The organism is Paenibacillus sp. FSL H8-0280 (assembly GCF_045040665.1).
Lineage (GTDB): Bacteria > Bacillota > Bacilli > Paenibacillales > Paenibacillaceae > Paenibacillus > Paenibacillus xylanexedens_A.
Genome location: NZ_CP150296.1, coordinates 5,945,848 through 5,969,283 on the forward strand (window position 1 = coordinate 5,945,848; position 23,436 = coordinate 5,969,283).

The window sequence follows — 23,436 nt, forward strand, 5'->3', positions numbered from 1 at the left end:
ACTAGCGAAACCAATTAACCATTTTCCTCTCCAAATCTGATTACCGCAGCAGCCTAAGCCCATTCAGAATAACCAGAATTGTACTGCCTTCATGACCTACCACACCTAGAGGCAATGCGACGTCTTGGAGGAAGTTACCCGCAATTAAAGCCAGAATAACGGTGATGGCAAAAAACATATTCTGTTTCACCGTACGCTGTGCTCGACGAGCCTGCCCAATTACCCAAGCGATCTCTTCAATGTTGTCGTTCATGAGTACCGCATCGGCGACCTCCAGTGCAGTCCCGCTACCCGACAATCCCATCCCCATACCCACAGTAGCTGCTGCAAGTGCCGGTGCATCATTGACACCATCCCCTACCATTAACACAGGACCATACTGTTTACGGAGCGCTTGTACCTGCTTCACTTTATCTTCAGGCAGCAAATCTGCATAGACCATGCTTACTCCTGTTTCACGGGCAATTACAGAGGCTGATCTGGCTCGATCTCCTGTTAACATGGCAACTTTTACACCCATCGCTTCAAGCTTTTTCACTGCAGCTGCTGCCTGTGGCCGTACCGTGTCCCGCATCGCGATCAGTCCGACCAATTCACCATCAGCCATAACAACGGATACCGTTTTCCCCTCCCCCTCAAGACGGGAGCATACATCGCCCAACTCAGAAGATACCTTCACATTGTTAGCAACATGTTCATCTGGATCACCAACGTTGCTATCTTTCATCTCCTCTGACTGCATCAATCCCAGTACATCTGTTTTGCCAATGCTCCAGACCACACCATTTATAGTTCCTTCGATACCCCAGCCTGTTAGAGCCTGTATGTGCTCCGCTTCCTGAAGTGTAATGTTCTCCTTGTTCGCCTGATCTACGATGGCACGAGCTAAAGGATGCATCGAGAGGTTCTCAATTGCCGCTACCGCAGCTAACAGCTGGGCGCGATCTACATTTTCAGCCGTAATAATATCTGTCACTTGCGGGGTCCCCATGGTCAATGTACCTGTTTTGTCAAAAGCCACGACCTGCGTGCGAGCCATATTCTCCATATGGGCACCTCCCTTGAAGAGAATGCCACGGCGGGCGCTGCTGGACATCGCGGACAGCATGACAGGCATGATGGAAGACACCAATGCACAAGGCGAAGCAACAACCAGAAATACCATCGCTTTATAAAATGCCTCATTCCATGTCCAGCCAAGCAGTAGTGGAGTTCCTGCAATCACAAGTAAAGTCACCCCTACAACAATGCGTGCGTAAATTCCTTCAAACCGCTCCATAAAACGCTGGGAATCCGGCACTTCCGCCTGCGCTTCCTCCACCATTTTAATGATTTTGCCAAACAGTGACCCTTCAGCCGATTTTGTAACCTCTACGTATAAAGCACCCTCCCCGTTTACCGTACCTGCATAGACTTCATCCCCCGCAACTTTGTCCACAGGCAGGGATTCTCCGGTGATGGACGACTGATTGATAAAAGAACTCCCCCGGTACACGACACCATCTGCTGGGATGAGTTCTCCCGGTTTGACCAACAGGAGATCACCCGGCTCCAGATCATCAATAGCCACGAGGTTCATCTGTCCATCCTCAATACGCAGTGCAGTCTCTGGCTTGAGCGCCAGTAAAGATGAAATATCCTTATGACTGCGCTCTGTCGCGTAACTTTCCAACGCACCACTGAGTGCAAAAATAAAGATCAGCATCGCGCCTTCATTCCAGTAACCAATGGCTGCTGCCCCAAGGGATGCGGCAATCATCAGCAGATTTACATCCAGATCACGGTCCTTGACCAGTGTCTCGATGCCCTCCTTCGCTTTGGTCCAACCGCCAACGACATACGCGACAATGTAGAGCATGATGGATAAGGTACCAAAATACGGTGCAGTTCCCCAGGCAATCAGCATCAACAGCCCGCTGCCCAATGCAGATTGCATCTCTTTATTCTGCAACATGGCTCGAAAATCAGGCTTACTTCCCCGGTTTGGGCCTGGTGTTTGGGATAAGCGCTGTTCCGCTTGTTTCTGTCTGTGTAGTGGTTGATGTATCGCTTGCATATAAATCACGTTCCTTTCCAATGGTAGGTTTGCGGATGACGAGTCTGCTAAATTCCGCTCCCAAAAATGAAGTTGTATTGAGAATGAGAGCCATTGTTAATGCCCTAAAAATGACACATGCTGCTGCGGGAATCCCGCAGCAGCATGGTTTTGTGAATGATTTTAAATAATCTCGAATGAGAATGATAATCATTTTTGCACTTATGCAATTGTTTTTACTCAATGCAACTTTTAATCAGTATATGCCTGTGGTCCTCATTTGTAAATGGGCTTTTTTTCAATCGTTACTCATAAATGCGGGTTCAAAAAGACAAAAAGCCGCTGTCCCGGGGGACAACGGCTTTAACCATCTATTGATATTCGTTTGACCTGTTTATGGCATATCACTTAAGTGATTGTTCTCACATCCACCCAATGCCATTTACGCGCCTACACTTGCTCCCTGACTTGCTTTGATGGCTTGCTCCAGATCATAGATAATGTCTTGAATGTTCTCCGTACCCACAGACAGACGAATCAATTCCGGATTAACCCCTGCTGCGGTCTGTTCATCTTCAGTCAACTGTGCGTGAGTTGTACTTGCCGGGTGAATAATCAGTGACTTGGAATCGCCAACGTTCGCAAGGTGAGAGAACAGTTTGACACTCTCAATCAACTTGCGACCGGCGTCCGCACCACCTTTAATTCCAAAGGTCAGAATCGCACCTTGCCCTCTTGGCAGATACTTCTGTGCAAGCTCATAAGAACCATGGCTCGGCAGACCTGCATAACTTACCCAAGACACATCCTCATGTTTCTCAAGGAATTCCGCAACCGCAAGGGCATTGCTACTATGACGCTCTACGCGCAGATGTAATGTCTCCAGTCCTTGCAGCAGCAACCATGAGTTGAATGGAGAGATCGTTGCCCCCAAGTCACGCAGAAGTTGTACACGAGCTTTGATAATATAAGCAATCGGTCCAACCGCTTCCGTATATACCACACCGTTATAACTGGAGTCCGGCTCCGTCAACCCAGGGAACTTGCCACTTGCTTTCCAGTCAAATTTTCCGCTATCCACGATAACGCCACCAATGGATGTACCATGACCCCCAATAAATTTCGTTGCAGAGTGAACGACAATATCTGCGCCATGTTCGATTGGACGAAGCAGGTACGGACTTGGGAATGTATTATCCACGATCAAAGGAATTCCATGTTCATGAGCGATGGCTGCCACCGCTTCAATATCCAGTACATTCCCCTTTGGATTACCGATCGTTTCGGCATACAATGCTTTCGTTTTCTCCGTAATCGCTGCCCGGAAATTCTCAGGATCACTGGAATCCACAAATTTCACGTCTATACCCAATTTTGGCAAAGTCGTCGAGAACAGATTGTATGTACCTCCATACAAACTCGCCGAAGACACGATCTCATCGCCTGCACCAGCAATATTCAGAAGTGAAAACGTAATGGCTGCCTGACCAGAAGCTGTAGCCAGCGCTCCAGCTCCGCCTTCCAACGCCGCAATCCGTTGCTCAAACACGTCGGTTGTTGGATTCATCAGGCGGGTATAGATGTTGCCAAACTCTTTCAAACCAAACAAGTTAGCTGCATGCTCGGTGTCCTTGAATCCATAGGATGTTGTCTGATACAAGGGTACAGCTCGTGCGTTGGTGGTTGGATCAATCTCCTGGCCTGCATGAATTGCCAATGTTTCAAATGAAAGCTCACGTTCGTTTGACATAAATCTGAATCCTCCCTCGATATATACGTTCTTTAAGTTCCTGATGTCTTCGCATGGTGGCGTATGTTTTCCATATTCTCTCACAAGATGTCGCATTTGAAAAGACTTATTTCCGATTGTTCCGATAAGAAAAATTAAATATGTGCATTATCGATTTCTGTACCAAAAAAACCTTTGCACTGGCAAAGGTTTTTCAGCTACTTTGGCTTCGGTATGCAATACCTCATCCAGGGTTTGGTTAGACCCGAACTGCACTCCATACTTCACGCAAATGTTTGGCCGCAGGTACAGCTTCCTCCGCAGTTACACCTTCAAGTGAAATATCGATATGTGGCTTATACGTTTTTAGCAATTCAAAAAATAACGGGTAATCCAGTATACCTGCCCCAGGTACCGGATTAAACTTCTCTCCCTGTGCATCAAAGGCTACATCTTTGGCATGGATCACAATCATGCGCTGATACAGCGATTCCATCACCTCGCGCAAGAAAGCCCCTTGATCTGCTGCATGTGGTTGTTTGATCAGATTACACGGATCGAACAGCATCCCCAGATTCGATGAAGGAATCTCTTCAAACAAACGGGTCATATGTTCATGGGTATGAAGAGTATGTGTGGACACAGGCTCAATCGCCGCATGCACGCCCCATTTCTCCGCTTCCTCAGCCAACTCCTCAACCGTTTCTTTCAGCACACTCCACGCCTTCTCTTCATATCCATCCGGATGCGTACCCCGATAGGTGTCCAAGCCCCCGGTCTCCGTTGCTACCATGCTGCAACCAAAATCCCGGGCATAACGCAGATGCTCCTTGAATCGATCAATGTCCGCACGTCTTGTTATCGGATCAGGGTCAATCGGATTAATATAACAGCCCAGTACCGCAATCTTCACCCCGCGCTGTGCAAATTGATCTCCAATCTCATTCGCCAGCCCAGGGCTGAGCTTGCCATTCGATGAGTCCACATCGGATAATGCTTTGGCCAGCGCCAGCTGTACGGAATTAAATCCGTTATCCGCAATCGTCTGCGCAAGCTGTGCTGTAGGCTGTTTGCCAAATGTATGTGCCAGAATACCAAGTTTCATCTCACTGCCTCCTTATGCTAATCCGATTATCAAGTGATTAACGTGCCATCCAGCCGCCATCGACATTCAGCACATGACCATTCAGATAATCCGAAGCGGCAGATGCCAGAAAGACAACCGGACCTTTCAGATCTTCAGGTGTTCCCCAACGCCCCGCAGGAATACGGGCTGTAATATCCCGGTAACGATTCTCGTCCGCACGGATCTGGGTAGTATTATCGGTTTCCATATAACCAGGTGCGATACCGTTAATCTGGATTCCTTTACCTGCCCATTCATTGGCGAGAGCTTTGGTTAAACCGGCAACGCCATGTTTACTGGCTGTATATCCTGGCACATTGATCCCACCTTGATAGGACAACATGGATGCAATATTAATGATTTTGCCACTTCCGCGTTCAATCATATGTCTGCCTGCCAATTGGCTTAGGAAAAATACAGTGTTCAGGTTCAGACCAATTACATCATGCCAGTCCTGCCCTGCATGATCAGCCGCAGGTGTGCGACGGATGATTCCGGCATTGTTGACGAGAATGTCAATTCTGCCCTGGAACGCAAGCGCCTGTTCGAACACAGCCGACAACTCATCTTCACGACTTAAATCCGCTTCAATCACATAAGCTTTGCGTCCGAGTGCTTCAATGGCACTTGCCGTTGCCGCAGGCTTGGAATAAGAGACCAGCACCACATCAGCACCTGCTTCTGCCAAACCAATGGCCATCCCTTGTCCAAGCCCTCCCGAGGTACCTGTCACCAGTGCAACTTGTCCGCTTAAATCAAATGGGTTCATGAATGATTCCTCCGCATGGTTTTGATATGCAATCCTTAGATCCGTCCGTTCTTTAATCCCATGAATAATGAATGAGGTTAACTTTGATAATCCACTGTGACACCGCTCTGCTCGTATAAGGCAGCCGTCTCTTCATCCAAACGACTATCGCTGATAATATAGTCCAGTTCCGAACACTGGGCGAAAGTTCGCAGTGCAAATTGTCCGAATTTATAATGATCCACAACGCCGTATACTTGCTGCGAGGCAGTTATCATTGCTTTTTTTAAAGGAACCAGATCTCCCGTGTATATGGATAATCCAAATTCCGGATGAAGGGCTGTCGTGGATATAAAGGCTTTATGAATGTTAAGACTGGATATAAATGCAGCCGTATCATCTCCAACCAGCATATTCCGTACACGAGCCCCGCCAGGCACAACCAGTCGTACTTGCTCCTTTTTGGTCAACTCCGCAATAATGAACAGGTCATTGGTCACCACCGTCAGCGGTTGATTATCGAGACGTTTGGCCATCTCCAGCGTGGTGCTGCCACCATCGAGAGCAACGATATCTCCAGGTCGAATGTAAGCAAGGGCACGTTCAGCAATCTCCGTCTTCTCCGGATGATGCTTCTCGGTAACTCCGCGGCTATTCAAGATGCCATACTGGTCATTCTGAGCCAGCATAGCACCACCATGGACACGTACGAGCAGTCCCATACTCTCCAACTTGTCGAGATCCTCTCGCACAGTCTTCCCAGTCACCTGCAACAGTTCACTTAGATCACTGACGGTTACTTCCTGGCGCTCCAGCAGAGCCTCCATAATTTTTTCATGTCTTTTCAATGGATTCATCATAATCAACTTCCTATACTACCTGAGTCAAATGAATGAGTGTTCTAGCGTCCATCCTGTCAATTTAACTCAGACATCTGTAATTTATTATTTCAGGTCTTTCATCGCTACGCCGTCCATATCTTCGAACGTCTGGTTCTCACCAGCCATCGCCCAACAGAAGGTGTAATTGCTTGTACCCACACCACTGTGAATGGACCAGCTTGGGGAAATGATCGCCTGGCGATCACGTACAACCAGATGACGTGTTTCGTTTGGCTCACCCATCATATGGAATACAACACCATCTTCAGGCAAGTTCCAGTACAAGTATACTTCGGAACGGCGGTTATGGGTATGTGCAGGCATCGTGTTCCACATGTTACCCTTGTCGAGTTCGGTAATGCCCATCACCAACTGACAACTCTGAATTCCGCCTTCTCCTTGGTGAATGTAACGATAGATCGTACGCTCATTGGAAGTTTCGATGCTGCCCAGATGATTTGGCTGAGCTTGTTCTTGCGTTGCTTTTACTGTTGGATAGGTGTGATGAGCCGGTGTGGATACAAAATAGAATTGGGCAGGTTGAGCCTTGTCACTGCTTGTGAACATAACTTCCTTCACACCTCTACCGATGTAGAGACATTCCTTCGCTCCAATCTCATAACCTTGTCCGTCCGCTGTCACTGTTCCGTGACCACCGACATTAATGATACCGATTTCACGACGCTCCAGGAAAAAGTTCGTTCCGATATCTTTCAGGTTCACTTCAAGGGTAATGTCCTTGCTCTCAGGTACAGCCGTTCCCACAATATAACGATCCACATGAGAATACACCGTTACCAATTCATCGGTTGCAAACAGTTGCTCCATCAAAAATTCCTCACGCAGGCGAGATGTATCATACGTTTTCACTTCATTGGGATGTGCAGCATAACGATTTTCCATTATTAATCCATTCCTTTCGTCATTTAAATTAGTTGGGATTGAGTTTGATAATGTTCATATAAGTTCATTTTAGTTCATTATGTATCTTTTGTGTACCTTTATTTTCGAAAAAGTAATTTATGTGATAATGAGATTAAGACTTTTTTCCAAGTTTTATCTATTACTGTATTAAGAGAACCTTCCCCTCGAAACCTGATTCAGCCGCTGCAATAGCCTGTTGTACTTTCGTTAGTTCATACGTCGCCCCAATGTTTGCCATGACAAGCCTCCCTGCTCTGACCAGCTTCATCACCTCATGAAATACCTGTTCCCAGCGTTCTTGCGAACAGCGTTCCACCCAATGCTTTAACCAGAAAAGTTTCACATGAACTTGTGTTCCCCGGGTTACTTCATGCCATAACGGTGTGATCCCCGAAAGTAGTCCTACACTGATGACCGTACCATTTGACTTAAGACAACTGACCAACTGTTCCCCGTCTGTCCCTCCAATACAATCCACGGCTGCATCAGCACCGCACCCCTCTGTTAATTCCGTGATTCTAGCCTGGAGCAACTCTTTCGTTGTATTGATAACAGAAGCTGCTCCAAGACGATACAGTTCAGCAGTATGACGATCATCTCTCGTAAGCGCAATCAATTTGAATCCATAGATTTTTGAGATCTGTGCAAAGATTCGTCCGATCGCAGATCCCCCTGCATTCACAATCAGGGTATCACCGTACGTAAGCTTAAGCACCTCTGTACAGATCAACCAAGCCGTAACCGGATTAATATAGAGCTGACTGGCTGAGTGATCATCGATATCATTCGGCACAATAATCGTATGTTGCTCCAAAGTCTTCACGACGTCCTGCCAAGTATTCTCGCCTTTTAGTGGCAAGACACGGCGCCCCAACATTTGATTGGAAACTCCCGGTCCTACTGCTTCTACCACCCCCACACCCTCAAAACCGGGAACAGCTGGTAATCTGGTACGATGCGGGTAAGCTCCTCGAACAGGAATGATATCGGAGGGATTAATAGGCCGAGCATACATCCTCACTGCTAATTCACCGGGGCCAGGGGGTATCACATCTTTTTCTTCCATACATAACACTTCACTTGGTTCGCCAAAACGATAATAACGGATTACCCTAGCTTTCATTGGTACATCTCCTAAAATAAATTTGCTAAAATAGCTCTAGCTAAAATATTGAATATATTTACAGGGTGTATAACAATAGTATCACTGGTAAATTATTTCATAAACGACTTATGAAGATATAATACAACTTTTTTTCATTTAAAAATATGCGATATCTTCTGCTTAGTAAAAAAAGAGCCCCACAACCTTGAATTCCAAGGTCGTGAAGCTCTCTCATCATATCAATTAATGTGCAACAGCATTGTTAAGCATGATCCAGATCGAACCAATTACGATAGTCATCATAATCAGTAATCCGAAAATAAGGGCCATGACATTCCAGCGTGGTTTCTCTGTTTCACGGATATGCATGAAGAAGAAGAGTTGAACCACAAACTGAAGTGCTGCTGTACCAAGAATCACAATGAGTGTTCCTGTTTTGCCCATCATGTCGTTCAAAACCACCACAAGTGGAATGATTGTCAGTACGACGGACAGAATGAAGCCGATGACATAAGACTTCAGTGAGCCATGTTGTTCATGGCCGTGGGAATCATGTGAGTTGTGCTCTGCCATCTACATCACCCCCATGAGATAGACGATCGACAGGAGGAAAATCCATACGACGTCCAAGAAGTGCCAGTACAAACTGATAACGTTGATTTTACCGCGAGTAACATCAGTAATACCACGTTTTTTCAGTTGGAACATGAGTCCAATCATCCAGATCAGACCAAGCGATACGTGAAGTCCGTGAGTACCCACGAGAGTGAAGAATGCGCCAGAAGCAGCACTCGTTGTAAAGCTAAACCCTTCGTGAATCAACTCAATAAACTCATAAACCTCCAGGGCGATAAAGCTTGCACCCAGAACAGCTGTAACAATCAGCCAGTTAATCAATTGTTTCACTTTACCCTGGTTCATTGCCAGAACGGCAAGTCCGCTCGTAAATGAACTTGTGAGCAAGATAAATGTCTCGGCGATAACGCCAGGCATTTTGATCAATTCAGACAAAATCGGTCCGCCCGCCGTATTGTCACGCAACACAATGAAGGTTGCGAACAATACGGAGAACAGTATAACGTCGGAAATCAGGAAGAACCAGAAACCGAGAATTTTCATTTCCTGTGGATCATGATGTCCATGGTCGTGACCATGTGCATGATTCTCACCGTGCTTAGCGGCTGCTTGAGCCATCTATACCGACCCCCTTAACGACGCTTCGGTACGCTTAATTTCGTCGACCGGAATGTAATAATCCGTATCGTAAGAGAATGAACGGGCGATCATACAGATGCCTACGCCAGCAAGTCCGAGAATCGCCATCCACAGCCAACCGAATACGAAGCCGAAACCAGCAACGAACCAGAAGACAGACATGATGAACGGAATCGAAGAATTCTTCGGCATGTGAATCGGCTCAAGCGGTTGCTCAGGCGGATAGATGCCTTTGGCACGACGTTCTTTCTCTTCCCACCACTCATCGATATCATCTCCGCGCGGTGTAACAGCGAAGTTATATTCAGGAGCTGGTGAAGGAATCGACCACTCGAGCGTACGACCATCCCATGGATCGCCGGAAGCTTTAAGTGTTTTGTATTTGCGAATACCGTCTGCAATTTGTGCAACTTGGAACAAGAATCCGACACCCATCAGGAATGCCCCGATTGTGGATACGAAGTTCAGTTCCCACCAGCCAGTATCCCAGCCGTATGTGCTCAGACGACGTGTCATACCCATCAGACCGACAGCGTACTGCGGCATGAAGCAGACATAGAAACCAATATTCCAAGTCCAGAATGCCCATTTGCCCAGTTTCTCTGGAAGTTGGAAACCGAACATTTTAGGCCACCAGTAATACAGACCTGCGAAGTATCCGAATACTACGCCACCGATCAATACTTGGTGGAAGTGAGCAATCAGGAAGTAACTGTTATGGAACTGGAAGTCAGCAGGAGCAACGGATAACAGAACGCCAGTCATACCCCCGACAATAAAGCACGGGATAAAGGCAAGTGTCCACATCATCGGAGTCGCCATGCGAATCCTTCCTCGATACATGGTAAACAGCCAGTTAAATATCTTAACCCCCGTTGGAATAGCAATCAACATCGTAGTTACGGCGAAGAATGCATTCACGTCCGCTCCTGAACCCATCGTGAAGAAGTGATGCGCCCATGTGAAGAAGGACAGGAAGCTGATAATTAACATTGCAAATACCATTGACTTGTAACCAAACAGTTTTTTCCGAGAGAAGGTACTTACAATCTCGGAGAATACACCGAATGCCGGCAAGACGACAATGTATACCTCAGGGTGACCCCACATCCAGATCAAGTTGATATACATCATTGGGTTACCGCCCAGATCAAGTGTGAAGAAATGCGCCCCGGCAAACCTGTCGAGGAATAACAATGCAAGTGTCACGGTCAAGATCGGGAAAGCAAACAAGATAATGATACAAGTGGAGAATACCGACCATGTGAACATCGGCATTTTCATCCATCTCATGCCTGGCGCACGCATTTTAATGATGGTAACCAGGAAGTTGATACCGGTAGCCAGGGAACCGATACCCGATATCTGTATACCCCATATATAGAAGTTCTGTCCGACCCCCGGACTGTGTGACAGTTCCGATAGAGGTGGATAACTCAGCCATCCTGCATCCGGTGAACCACCGATAACGAAGGACAGGTTAAACAGCATTGCTCCCAGGAAGAATAACCAGAAGCTCAATGCATTCAGAAACGGGAAGGCAACGTCCCTTGCTCCGATCTGTAATGGCACGATAACGTTAAATAAACCAAACATAAATGGCATCGCCATGAACAAGATCATGATCGTGCCGTGAGTTGTAAAGACCTGATTATAATGTTCAGGATGTAAGAAATCCATGTTAGGCATAGCCAGCTGCAGACGCATCATCAATGCATCCACACCACCACGGAACAACATGATAATGGAAGCAATGATATACATAATACCGATCTTTTTATGATCGACGGTAGTTAACCAGTTACGCCAGAGCCAGCCCCATTTTTTGAAATAAGTCAGCACCGTTACGATCGTAATCATCGTAATACCGATGGCCACGTCTGCTCCATAGATCAGCGGGTCGCCAGTTACGAAAAACTCCGATGCAAACTCTTTAAGTCTCTCTAACATTGGGGGCCTCCTTTCGAATCTTTAGTTAGCACTCTTGTCCTCATCTTGATTGGACACATCGGTTTGACTTTGAATGGCTTCAGAAGCTTCACTTGAACTTCCATGCTTACTGTGAGCACTTTGACCATCTACAACATACTTGGTCACAATATTTTGGAACAATCCTTCTGGGAAGGCAGAATAATAAGCAACATTGCTTGTTCCTGGTTCAGCCAGTGCAGCGTAACCTTCTGTAGTCAACGCCTGAGAACTCTGTTTCACTTCAGCTACCCAATTGTCAAAATCTTCGTCCGATGTAGCATTCACATCAAAACGCATTTCTCCAAAATGTTCACCTGTGAAGTTAGCGCCTGAACCCCAGTACTTGCCTTCATGATCTGCCTGCAGATACAAGGTCATCGCCATACCCGACATCGTATAAATCTGTCCTCCAAGTTGCGGAATCCAGAATGAGTTCATTGGTGAATCCGCAGTGAGTTCAAATTTCACGGGCCGGTCTGCCGGAATATTCAGCGTGTTGACCGTTGCAATCCCTTGCTCAGGATACATAAACAGCCATTTCCAGTCCAGTGAAGACACTTGGATGGTAATTGGTTCTTTCTCATGAGCCAACGGCTTCGAAGGCTCCAGATCATACGTGTAACGAATCGTTACAATTGCAAGTATTCCAATAATAATAATTGGAACCGTCCACCAGATTGCCTCCGCCTTCGTACTATGAGACCAGTTAGGCTCATAAGCAGCTTTGTTATCCGGCTTGTCGCGGTAACGCCATACGATTACGGCAGACAAAATGAGTACTGGCACAATGATGACAGCACACAAAATTGTCGAGATGACAATCAAATCTCTCTGCGAAGCGCCAATTGGCCCCTTCGGATCCAGAACAACGTACTGCCCGCCTGCCAGCATTGGCCAGACAATCAATGCAATTGTAACCAACGTCAGGACAACCGGAATGATAATCCGGATTAGCGACCTAGGTTTCTTGTTCATTTTGATCCCCTCTCCTTAAATTCGCTCATACTGAAAAATCAGTATACTACTCTCTTCCTACTAAAGATATCAGAAATGAACATCTTTTTTGTTCTTGTTAACAAATTTGTCGATTTTACACCTTAAATGTGTGAATTTTTTCTCACAAATCGCTTGCATGCTTGATATTTGTACTTCGTAATCTTTACACTTCAAGTCACAAAATAAAACCCTTTGCAGTCCCGTTGAACAGTGTCAACGAATCCGCAAAGGGCTTTATTGACTGGATTCCGGGAACTCATCCAGTCTTATTATGAACGAATTAACGCAGGATTATAATCAATCGGCGCCTTCGTCTTCCCGGCGTGTATGAACAAGGCCAATCGCTTTGGCAATAACGTAAATAAACACACTACCTACAAGGAATCCAATACCAACCATCAAGCCAAGATTACGATCATTAAATTCGTTCAGATTGATCAGACACATGACCACTCCCGTAATGAGTGCGACCCATGCCAGAACTGTCATCGTCAAGACGGCGCGCCGCATATTTTTGTCTTTGCGCTCCAATTGGCTGACCATTGCTGTCTTCGATGCCATAGTAAACACTTCCTTTTCCCTTTTTGTAAGTGCTTTCCTTATACCAATATACCACATCAGTATGATTTTTAGTCAACAAATGTTCAAATTTTATTCGCAATTTGGACACTTTATTTTAAATTTATCCGTTGACAAAACATTATTCATTTCTTCCTTACTTCTTATAACCCAAAAATAGTCTCTTCATAACAGGAACTGTACTTGACCTTATGAAACCTTTATGAACTACTCATTTCCAACGGTAAAAATACAAAAAAACGACGGCACATTGGAATAATCCAATGTTACCGTCGTTCTCATCTTTAATAAGGGAACCATATATAATGAGGACCTGCTTTACCCTTTAAACCTGCCACCCAAACTATTGGGGATTATGTTCGTTCCGTGTCTCCAACCAATTATTCTTGATGACGTTCTGATACCAGTAATAACTCTCCTTCGGTGTTCTCACGAGTGAACGATAGTCCATATGAACAAGACCAAAACGCATACGGTAGCCTTCTGCCCACTCGAAATTATCCATCAGTGACCATGCCATGTACCCTTTCAGGTTAATGCCGTCATTAATGATGCGGTGAATTTGAGCCAAATGCTGCTCATAATATGAAATCCGGCGATCATCGTTAATTTTCCCGTTCTCCAGGTCATCATTGATGCAGGCACCATTCTCTGTGATATATACATCCACATTGCCGTACTTTTGCAAGTAATGCATAAATTCATACAAACCACGTGATTCTACAGGCCAGCCAATATCGGTTTTGGTGAGGCCCATATCAACTTCTTCCGATTGCAGAGCACCTGCCTCCGGATTGAAGCGATTGATTCCCATCGTGTAATAGTTAATGCCGAGCAGATCGATTGGTTGTGAGATGATCTCCATATCGCCTTCCTGAATTGGAACGGTAGCCCCCGCTTCTGCAAACCAATCCACCATAAACTGCGGATATGAACCTTTGTAGATTGGATCAAGGAACCAATCGGTATTAAGCGCAATTGATCGGTCACACGCAGCTTGGTCCTCTGGAGATTTGCTGTACGGCTCAGCCCAGCAAACGTTCGGAGCAATACCAATCTGACCGGTTGTTCCCAAGCGACGGAAAGATTGAACGGCTTTACCATGAGCAACCAGTAATCCATGTGCCACATTAATAGAAGTTTGCAGGTCTTTGTTTCCTGGCGCATGAATCCCGAGAAGGTTTGACAGGAACGCGATACACCATGGTTCGTTGAATGTCAGCCAGAAGTTGATTTTTCCAGAGAATTCTTTGAAGATCACTTCGGCATATTTCACAAAAGCATCTACAGTTCTGCGGTTGCCCCAGCCCCCGTCATCCTCCAGCGTTTGTGGAAGATCCCAATGATACAGAGTGAGGAACGGTTCAATTCCAGCTTCAATTAATGCATCCACGAAGCGGTGGTAGAAGTCCAGACCTTCCCGATTGATCTCCCCATCTCCGTCAGGAATAATGCGCGGCCACGCAATGGAGAACCGGTACGTATTAATCCCGAGTTTCTTCATTAGTTCGATGTCTTCCTCGTAACGGTGGTAACTGTCACATGCGACATCCCCATTGTCTCCGTTATATACCTTGCCAGGTGTGCGCGCAAACGTATCCCAGATGGATACCCCGCGTCCACCTTCCTGTGCAGCTCCTTCTATTTGATAGGAAGCTGTTGCTGTACCCCAGCGAAAATCTTGCGGAAATTTAAAAATGGTCATGGTTTGCTCCTCCGTCTCATGATGACACGCGGATCGTCTGTCCTGCGGTCATGGTTAAAATAATTACATAATCGCCCTGAGGCGTAAGCTCTGCCTTGGCTTGTTCATTTTCTTCTACACGCAGCGGATAAGCACTGCGAAGGGCCAGCGTGTCACTTCGGTCTGCTTTGATGACTGCTGACGCAAGCTTGTTGTCCGCCCATGTTATGCCCACTGTATAACCACCTCTTGCACGAAGCCCTTCAACTCGACCTTGATTCCAGAGTTCAGGCAGTGCCGGCAGTAAATGTAACTCTTTCAAGTGACTCTGCAACAACATCTCGGCTATTCCAGCCGTGCCTCCAAAGTTACCATCGATCTGGAACGGCGGATGATCGTCAAACAGATTCGGATGTGTGGATCGGGCCAACAACGTGCGCACAAACTGATGTGCCTGGCTGCCATCCAGCAGTCGTGCATACAGATTGATCAACCATGCACAGCTCCATCCTGTATGCCCGCCACCTTGTGAGATACGACGTTCAAGTGATACCCGTGCTGCTTCTACCAATTCCGGTGTGTGTACTCGATTGATCTGCTCTCCCGGATACAGTCCATACAGATGGGAGACGTGACGATGCCCTGGCTCGGATTCGGCAAAATCTTTAAACCACTCCAGCAATTGTCCTTCGCTTCCAATTTGGAATGGATAGAGTTTGTCCAGAGCCTCACTCCACTCGCTTGCCAACGACTCATCTAGATTCAATTGCTTCGCGGCCTCAACACAGCGGCTGAACAGTTCACGAATTAACGTCATATCCATCGTTGAAGCCATGGATATACTGCGTGCCTCCCCAGCATCTGTGAGAAACTTGTTCTCTGGTGAAGTGGATGGAATCGTAACCAGATAACCATCGGGCCCTTCCACCAGCCAATCGAGACAGAACAAGGCAGCCTCTTTCATGATGGGATAGGCACGTTCCTCAAGAAAACGCTGATCCCCGGTAAATTGGTAATGCTCCCATAGATGCGAGGTCAGCCACACGCCACCCATCGGCCAGAAAGCCCAGCTTGCATCTCCACCTGTCGGTGTAGAGGTTCTCCAGATATCCACGTTATGATGAGCAGTCCATCCACGAGCTCCATACAGAATCCGTGCCGTTCTTCGTCCTGTATCACTGAGATCGGTCAGCATATCAAACAGCGGCTCATGACATTCACTGAGATTGCAGACTTCTGCCGGCCAGTAATTCATCTCCGTGTTGATATTGATTGTGTAATCACTATGCCATGGCGGCTCTACCTGATGATTCCAGATTCCCTGCAGATTGGCAGGCTGGCTGCCCGGACGCGAACTAGCCATTAACAGATATCTTCCATATTGAAAATAAAGTGCCTCCAGTCCAGGGTCTTGTTGCCCTGCCTGATAAGCCTGCAGCCGCTCATCTGTAGGTAATTCGGCGTTAGCCGATACCCCTAAATCAATAGAGACTCTGTTAAACAACGCGCTATGATCCTGAATATGTCGGTCACGAAGCGCTTCTGCGCCATGTGTGGTCGCTTTGGAGATCATCTCCTTGCATTCCTCTTCCAATACAAGATGATCCTTCACAGGTAACACATCGTAACTCTCAAAGGAGGTAGCCGCTGCCAGATAGAAAACAACCTGGTCAGCACCGTGAATATGTAACTTGCCTTCCAGATTGGAGACCTTCACCTGATCGCCAGATGCCGTAAATGCTACACGGACAGCATAAGCCGTTCCCCGATCCTCTTCGTAGAGGACGGATTCCGGGTGATCTCTGAAGTAATTGGACTCCACATGACTTGGGCACCGACTGAACATGGTTAGAGCATCTCGCGAAGTCTCAACACGATAAGGATGGGGACTGTCTAGCGTAACACTTACATTCACAGCGCCCTTCTGATCAGCAGTCAATGTGCAGACCATTAGATCATCCGAAGCACTGGAATACACTTCACGTACGTAACGAGTTCCTTCCAATGAGTAGCTTGTGGTTGCAATACCCGATTCCAGATCAAGCTCCCGTTCAAATGCATCATATGAAGGATTCTCCAGACCCTCATGGTGCAATAGAAAATGACCCATCGGCTGGTAGGCCTCTACATCACGACCAAGCATTTCACGGTTCAACAAATCCTCAGCTTCACCATACTTCCCAGACATGATCAACTCTCGCGTCTGTTTCAAATACCGCTGACTGCTGTATTGAATCGTATCCCGTGGAAACCCTGACCATAAGGTATCTTCATTGAGCTGAATTCGTTCATCTGCTGCGCCACCGTACACCATGCCTCCAAGACGGCCGTTTCCGATGGGCAATGCTTCTTCCCAGCGTTTTGCCGGTTGTTGATACCATAGACGATTGATTTTAGTTTGTTTATTGTGTTGGGACATGATTAGCTCCTGTTCCTAAATCAGCTGTATATTACTTATGACATAAAACGTTTTCGGTAAGTGCTTACAATAATAAAATTATATGTGATTTCAAAATTTGCGTCAATGCAAATCATCACATCATTCCACAAAAAAAAGGCCCCATATAGAGCCCTTTCCTTGTGTAACCATGGATCACAGACAATCCATATTATTTTACGTCTTTTCCTGTCCACAGAGAGACACGTTCCTTAACCCAAACCGTAAATTGTTTCTCCATTTCAACTGCACCCGCTTTGTCCAAATCAGCCAGTAAAGCATCATAGGTTGCATCAAAGTTTGCTGGTGTAGTCAGAACAGCTTCCGGAATCCGTTTACGGATGATATCCTGCGTTTTCTGGAACGTTACCTCATAGTCTGTACCGGAAGGTACGGACATGTTATACGCTGCGCCCCAATCCTTAACTGGCAGATCTTCTTCAGCTGGATAGAACTCTTTCCAAGTCGTGATACCATAAGCTTTCAGCGTTTCTTTCTCAGCAGCTGTGTAACCAGCTACAATCTGCTCAGGGAAGTTTGTTGTGTAATAGTTATCCGTAGAATCTTTTACACCATCACCGTATCTTGCACTAAATACGTTATACATCCCAATTCCTGTTTCCTTGCTGAAATTGGAGTTGTCATTCGTTTTGCGGTCCTGTACGTCATCTGGAATCACGCGTTTACCATCTTCTACGTTGTAATGTTCACCTTCGATACCCCAGTTTCTCAGCACTTGTCCTTCATCGGAAGCAAGCCAATCCATGAATTTGATGATACGTACTGGATCTTTGGCCGAAGTTGTAATCCCGATACCATAACCGTCAAATCCGGCTGGTTGGAACGTGTGATCCACAATCTCATCGTTAAGTGATACAGAGAAGTGAGCGTATGTGGCATCATCCTTACCCGATGATTTAAGCGCGTTCTCCGCTTCTTGATAGTTCCACTCTTGGTCAATCAGACCGAGGACACGACCACTGGCAATTTTGGACTTATATTGGTCATCCTTTTGAACAAAGGCATCTTTGTCCAGTAGGCCTTCATTGTACATTTTATTCAACCAGCGGAAATATTCTCTTTCCTCTGGACGTTTGTAGTGCAATTTTGCTTCATACGTTTCAGGGTCAATGTAATATTCACCATCATCCGGTGCACCTGTTGCCTGGAAAGCCGGGTTCGTTACCGTGATCATGATTTTCCAATCATCTGCATTCAATGTTAATGGAATGGTTGGTTGACCATCAATGGTTGGATTTTTTTCATAATAGGCTCTGAGTACATTCTCGTAATCCTCAAGTGTCTTCACTTCAGGGTATCCAAGCTCTTTCAATACTCTTTGCTGAATTTCAAATCCACCTGTAGCGTCAAACGTAACATTATCAACACCCATATTGGTTGGAATGGTATAGATCGCTTGATCTTCCAGACTGTATTTCAAACGGTTCATCTGTTCCCCATAGATTTTTTTCAGGTTGGGAGCATGCTCCTCAATCAGATCCGTGAGATCCAGCATCGCGCCTGCATCCACAAGCTTAGATAAGTTACCTTTAGGGTAGATCATATCAGGAAAGTCACCACTGGCAGCCATTAGTGCAATCTTCTGGTTACCACCATCGTTTACATCATACTCTGCTTCAATGGTAACGCCTGTTTGCTCCGTAATCTTTTTACCAACAGCATCTTGCATCTTGTTCCAGGTTGGACTAGCATCCGCCCCGAAGAATGTAACTGTGATCGGTTCGGTTCCGCTGGACTCCGAAGTCTCTTTGGTTCCCGAATTCCCACAACCAGCTGTAACCAACATTGCACTTGCGAGCATCAACATTGCAAACGTCTTGGGTGTATTACCTTTCATTTTGCCTCTCATTGTCTAGTTCCCCCTATTATTTATGAAGGTTTTATCTGTATAACAGGCTTTATGCCTGAGGATACCACTTTTTTTGAATGCGCTTTCGGTATCGTTCATTCCGACGTGTTTACTGAAGCTGACGTTTCGATTCTGCAAAAGGAAAGATTCTTCTTCTAACAGACGTAAAACGTTTTCGGAAATGAGATAAACCGCTTACTGAAAGTGCTTACATGATAGATTATAGGCTATCCATCACCTCACGTCAACAATAAAAAAAGCCCTTTCTCAAGGGCTTTTTCCGCTATGAAAATCCTTAACTTTAATGCTTGGTTTTCAAGCTTATTTCACATCTTTTCCAGTCCAGAGAGCTACACGTTCTTTGATCCAAACCGTGTATTGTTTCTCCATCTCCACTGCACCCGCTTTATCGAGTTCAGCCAGAAGACTATCATATACGCTGTCGAAGCTCTCAGGTTTGGCAAGGATCGCCTCTGGAATACGTTTACGTACGATATCCTGTGTTTTCTGGAACGTTACGTTGTAATCCGTGTCAGATGGTACAGGCATGTTGTATGCTGCGCCCCAATCTTTCAGCTTCAGATCATCTTCGGAAGGATAGAAATCTTTCCATGTTGTAATACCATAGGCTTTCAACGTTTCCTTCTCAGCTGCAGTGTAACCTGCTTGGATCTGTTCAGGGAAATTCGTTGTGTAATAGTTATCTGTGGCATCTTTCACACCATCACCGTATCTGGCGCTAAATACGTTATACATGCCTACGCCTGATTCTTTGGTAAAAGCAGAGTTATCATTGGTTTTGCGATCTTGTACGTCAGCCGGAATGATGCGTTTCCCATTCTCGACTTGATAATGTTGGCCTTCAACGCCCCAGTTTCTCAGGACCTGACCTTCATCGGAAGCAAGCCAATCCATGAATTTGATAATACGTACCGGATCTTTGGCCGAAGTTGTGATTCCGATACCATAACCGTCAAATCCTGTCGGTTGGAACGTATGATCCACAATATCCTTGTTCAGGGATACGGAGAAGTGGGCATATGTTTTGTCGCCACCGTTAGATGATTTCAAAGCATTCTCCGCCTCACCATAGTTCCACTCCTGGTCAATTAGACCAAGTACACGGCCACTGGCAATTTTGGATTTGTATTGGTCATCCTTTTGAACAAATGTATCTTTGTCAAGCAGGCCCTCATTGTACATTTTGTTCAACCAACGGAAATATTCCTTTTCTTCAGGGCGTTTGTAGTGTAGAACGGCTTCATAGGTCTCAGGATTAATATAATACTCACCATCATCCGGTCCACCCGTAGCTTGGAATGCAGGGTTCGTTACCGTAATCATAATTTTCCAGTCATCTGCATTCAATGTTAACGGAATCGTCGGTTGACCATCAATCGTTGGATGTTTTTCATAATACGTTCTCAGTACGTTTTCGTAGTCCTCAAGCGTTTTTACTTCAGGGTAGCCGAGCTCTTTCAATACTCTTTGTTGAATTTCGAATCCGCCCGTAGCGTCAAACGCAACGTTATCTACACCCATATTGGTCGGGATCGTGTAAATGGCTTGATCTTCCAAACTGTATTTCAGACGGTTCATCTGATCACCATAGATTTTTTTCAAGTTGGGAGCATGCTCCTCAATTAGATCGGTCAGGTCCAGCATCGCGCCTGCATCCACAAGCTTAGACAAGTTGCCTTTAGGATAGATAATATCAGGGTAATCACCACTGGCAGCCATCAAAGGAATCTTTTGGTCACCACCATTATTCACATCATACTCAGCTTCAATTGTAACTCCCGTTGCCTTAGTAATCTCTTGACCGACAGCATCCTTCATGTTATTCCAGTTCGGACTCGCGTCTGCACCAAAGAATGTAAAGGTCACTGGACTGGTTGTATCTCCGGAATCAACCGGTTTCTCTGAAGCGTTAGTTCCTCCTCCACTGCCGCTGCATCCTGCTGTAATTGCAAGAGCACTGGCTAACAGAAGCATTGCGAATGTTTTTGGTGTTTTGCCCTTCATGTGTAATCCCCCTTATGGATATTAATGAAGCTGTATATTTGTATAACAGGCTGACCTGCACATACCGTGACCAGATGAAACAAATGTAATTTTCTTGTTTTTATAACATTAGAAGCGTTTTCTTAAAAAGAAAAAAATGTTCTTCTTGCCTTATTTCCTCTTCATTCTGCCAATGTTTACATTGAGATTAAGGTGTATGCCACGTGGTGTACAAGCAAATGTAAGTGCTTTCATAATTGAATAATAATCGCTCCTATATCCCTTGTCAATAGTGAATTTATAAAATTGAAAACGTTTTTTAGAAAACGTTTTAGATAAAAAAAGAACCCAGATATTCTGGATTCTTTTTCGTTTTAGATCTGAATTGCTAATCGTTTATTTAGCCTCTTCACCGCTCCACAATTGAACACGGTTTTGAACGAGTTCTGTATATTGTTTCTCCATATCCTCTGCTCCTGCTTGGTTCACTTCTGCAATCATGCCGTCATAGATCGCATCGAACTGTTCAGGAGTACTCAGAATGGCTTCCGGGATACGTTTCCGAATGATATCCTGTGTTTTCTTAAAGATGACGTTGTAGTTGGAGTCACCTGGTGTTGGCAGATTGTATGCTGCTCCCCATGGTTTGATTGGGAACTCGTCTTCACTCGGGAACAGATCTTTCCACGTCGTAGCACCGTAAGCTTTGAGTGTTTCTTTCTCTGCATCGGAATAGGCTGCCACGATCTGTTCAGGGAAATTCGTAGTGTAGTAGTTATCCGTTGAATCCTTCACACCGTCTCCATAGTGACCAGTCATATTGGTATACAGTCCAATACCCGTTTCTTTCTGGAATACGGCTGCATTATTGGTTTTCTGATCCAGAATGTCGGCAGGAATGACACGTTTGCCGTCCTTCACTTCGTACTGTTTGCCCTCAATTCCCCAGTTCATCAGCACTTGCCCTTCTTCAGAAGCCAGGTAATCGAAGAATTTGATCGTACGAACCGGGTCAGGGTTCGATGTTGTAATCCCTACACCCCAACCGGATACAAAACCAGGGTCTTGGTAGGCATGATCCTTGATATCCTCGGACAGGGTTACCGGGAAGTGTGAATACGTTGCTTCATCCTTGCCCGCAGATTTCAGTGCATTTTCTGCATCGGAATAACCCCAATCCTGGTCAATGACACCCAGAACACGTCCACTTGCAATTTTGGATTTGTATTGGTCTGTTTTCTGGATGAAGCTGTCCTGATCCAGCAATCCAGTGTTGTACATATGGTTCAACCAGCGGAAGTACTCTTTTTCCTCTGGACGTTTGTAATGCAGACTTGCTTCATACGTCTCTGGATCGATGTAGTATTCACCGTCATCCGGTGCACCTGTTGCCTGGAAGGCCGGGTTCGTTACGGTAATCATGATTCTCCAATCATCCGCGTCCAGTGTTAACGGGATGGTTGGCTGACCATCAATTGTTGGGTGTTTCTCTTTGTACGCCTTCAATACATTCTCGTAATCCTCAAGTGTACGCACTTCCGGGTATCCGAGTTCTTTCAGTACACGGTGCTGAATGCCAAATCCACCACCTGCATCAAAGTACTTCTGGTCTACCGCATAATACGTTGGCAGCACATAAATAGCCTGATCTTCATTACTGTATTTCAACCGGTCCATGTAATTACCATACAGCTTCTTCAGATTGGGAGCATATTGGTCGATCAGATCTGTCAGATCGAGCATTGCTCCAGCATCCACCAGTTTGCTGAGTTCTCCTTTGGGGGAGACAATATCCGGATAGTCTCCGCTCGCCGCCATTAAGGATATTTTATCTTGACCACCACTAACGGCAAATTCACCGTTAAGGGTTATCCCTGTTTTTTCCGTAAGGACTTTACCTACTTCATCCTTCATGCCATTCCAGTTCGGACTGGGGTCAACGCTAAAGAAGTCAAAAGTAAGTGGAGTTGTCTCTGCGCTTGTATCCTTGAACGACGTATCACCGCCGCTTCCTCCACCGCAACCTGCGAGTAAAGACATTGCAAGCACTGGTGCCAGTGCAATCTTCATTTTGGAACTTGCCATAATGGTAATCCTCCCTGTTTCATATGTCTGTCTTATCCGGGACTTTT

17 protein-coding genes are annotated in these 23,436 nt (G+C 45.8%); all 17 read right to left on the reverse strand.

Annotation, left to right across the window (positions count from 1 at the left end):
- Positions 1 to 40: 40 nt before the first annotated feature.
- Entirely contained in the window at positions 41 to 2,056 is a 2,016-nt protein-coding gene (locus MHI12_RS25995) for a heavy metal translocating P-type ATPase (protein ID WP_405170714.1), read from the reverse strand.
- A 421-nt stretch (positions 2,057 to 2,477) separates the two neighbouring features.
- Entirely contained in the window at positions 2,478 to 3,785 is a 1,308-nt protein-coding gene (locus tag MHI12_RS26000; RefSeq protein WP_036668035.1) for a homocysteine synthase, read from the reverse strand.
- A gap of 238 nt (positions 3,786 to 4,023) precedes the next feature.
- Positions 4,024 to 4,869 (reverse strand): sugar phosphate isomerase/epimerase family protein, encoded by an 846-nt coding sequence (locus tag MHI12_RS26005; RefSeq protein WP_405170715.1) that lies wholly within the window; start codon positions 4,867 to 4,869, stop codon positions 4,024 to 4,026.
- Between the two features lie 37 nt (positions 4,870 to 4,906).
- Positions 4,907 to 5,659: a 2-dehydro-3-deoxy-D-gluconate 5-dehydrogenase KduD gene (gene kduD / locus MHI12_RS26010; RefSeq protein WP_091019283.1), complete on the reverse strand. Its 753-nt coding sequence runs from the start codon at positions 5,657 to 5,659 to the stop codon at positions 4,907 to 4,909.
- Between the two features lie 77 nt (positions 5,660 to 5,736).
- Entirely contained in the window at positions 5,737 to 6,495 is a 759-nt protein-coding gene (locus tag MHI12_RS26015) for a DeoR/GlpR family DNA-binding transcription regulator (RefSeq protein WP_405173056.1), read from the reverse strand.
- 87 nt (positions 6,496 to 6,582) lie between these two features.
- Positions 6,583 to 7,422 carry a 5-dehydro-4-deoxy-D-glucuronate isomerase gene (gene kduI, locus MHI12_RS26020; RefSeq protein WP_341008921.1) on the reverse strand — a complete coding sequence of 280 codons (840 nt, stop codon included), beginning with the start codon at positions 7,420 to 7,422 and terminating at the stop codon, positions 6,583 to 6,585.
- A gap of 160 nt (positions 7,423 to 7,582) precedes the next feature.
- Positions 7,583 to 8,566 carry a zinc-dependent alcohol dehydrogenase family protein gene (locus tag MHI12_RS26025; protein WP_405170716.1) on the reverse strand — a complete coding sequence of 328 codons (984 nt, stop codon included), beginning with the start codon at positions 8,564 to 8,566 and terminating at the stop codon, positions 7,583 to 7,585.
- Positions 8,567 to 8,791: 225 nt separating this feature from the next.
- Positions 8,792 to 9,121 carry a cytochrome o ubiquinol oxidase subunit IV gene (gene cyoD, locus MHI12_RS26030; RefSeq protein ID WP_091019256.1) on the reverse strand — a complete coding sequence of 110 codons (330 nt, stop codon included), beginning with the start codon at positions 9,119 to 9,121 and terminating at the stop codon, positions 8,792 to 8,794.
- Positions 9,122 to 9,742: a cytochrome o ubiquinol oxidase subunit III gene (cyoC, locus tag MHI12_RS26035; protein WP_091019254.1), complete on the reverse strand. Its 621-nt coding sequence runs from the start codon at positions 9,740 to 9,742 to the stop codon at positions 9,122 to 9,124.
- Entirely contained in the window at positions 9,743 to 11,713 is a 1,971-nt protein-coding gene (locus tag MHI12_RS26040) for a cbb3-type cytochrome c oxidase subunit I (protein ID WP_341008924.1), read from the reverse strand.
- 21 nt (positions 11,714 to 11,734) lie between these two features.
- Entirely contained in the window at positions 11,735 to 12,709 is a 975-nt protein-coding gene (gene cyoA, locus MHI12_RS26045) for a ubiquinol oxidase subunit II (RefSeq protein ID WP_405170717.1), read from the reverse strand.
- Positions 12,710 to 13,027: 318 nt separating this feature from the next.
- Positions 13,028 to 13,291, reverse strand: a complete 264-nt coding sequence (locus MHI12_RS26050) for a hypothetical protein (protein ID WP_341008927.1) — start codon at positions 13,289 to 13,291, stop codon at positions 13,028 to 13,030.
- 361 nt (positions 13,292 to 13,652) lie between these two features.
- Positions 13,653 to 15,014 carry a GH1 family beta-glucosidase gene (locus MHI12_RS26055; RefSeq protein WP_091038517.1) on the reverse strand — a complete coding sequence of 454 codons (1,362 nt, stop codon included), beginning with the start codon at positions 15,012 to 15,014 and terminating at the stop codon, positions 13,653 to 13,655.
- A gap of 16 nt (positions 15,015 to 15,030) precedes the next feature.
- Positions 15,031 to 17,412: a glycosyl hydrolase family 95 catalytic domain-containing protein gene (locus tag MHI12_RS26060; protein ID WP_405170718.1), complete on the reverse strand. Its 2,382-nt coding sequence runs from the start codon at positions 17,410 to 17,412 to the stop codon at positions 15,031 to 15,033.
- A 190-nt stretch (positions 17,413 to 17,602) separates the two neighbouring features.
- Positions 17,603 to 19,300: an ABC transporter substrate-binding protein gene (locus MHI12_RS26065; RefSeq protein ID WP_405170719.1), complete on the reverse strand. Its 1,698-nt coding sequence runs from the start codon at positions 19,298 to 19,300 to the stop codon at positions 17,603 to 17,605.
- Positions 19,301 to 19,621: 321 nt separating this feature from the next.
- Positions 19,622 to 21,325 (reverse strand): ABC transporter substrate-binding protein, encoded by a 1,704-nt coding sequence (locus MHI12_RS26070; RefSeq protein WP_340018541.1) that lies wholly within the window; start codon positions 21,323 to 21,325, stop codon positions 19,622 to 19,624.
- 375 nt (positions 21,326 to 21,700) lie between these two features.
- The gene (locus tag MHI12_RS26075) at positions 21,701 to 23,389 is read right to left on the reverse strand and encodes an ABC transporter substrate-binding protein (RefSeq protein ID WP_341008930.1); all 1,689 of its coding nucleotides are present in this window, start codon (positions 23,387 to 23,389) and stop codon (positions 21,701 to 21,703) included.
- Positions 23,390 to 23,436 lie beyond the last annotated feature (47 nt).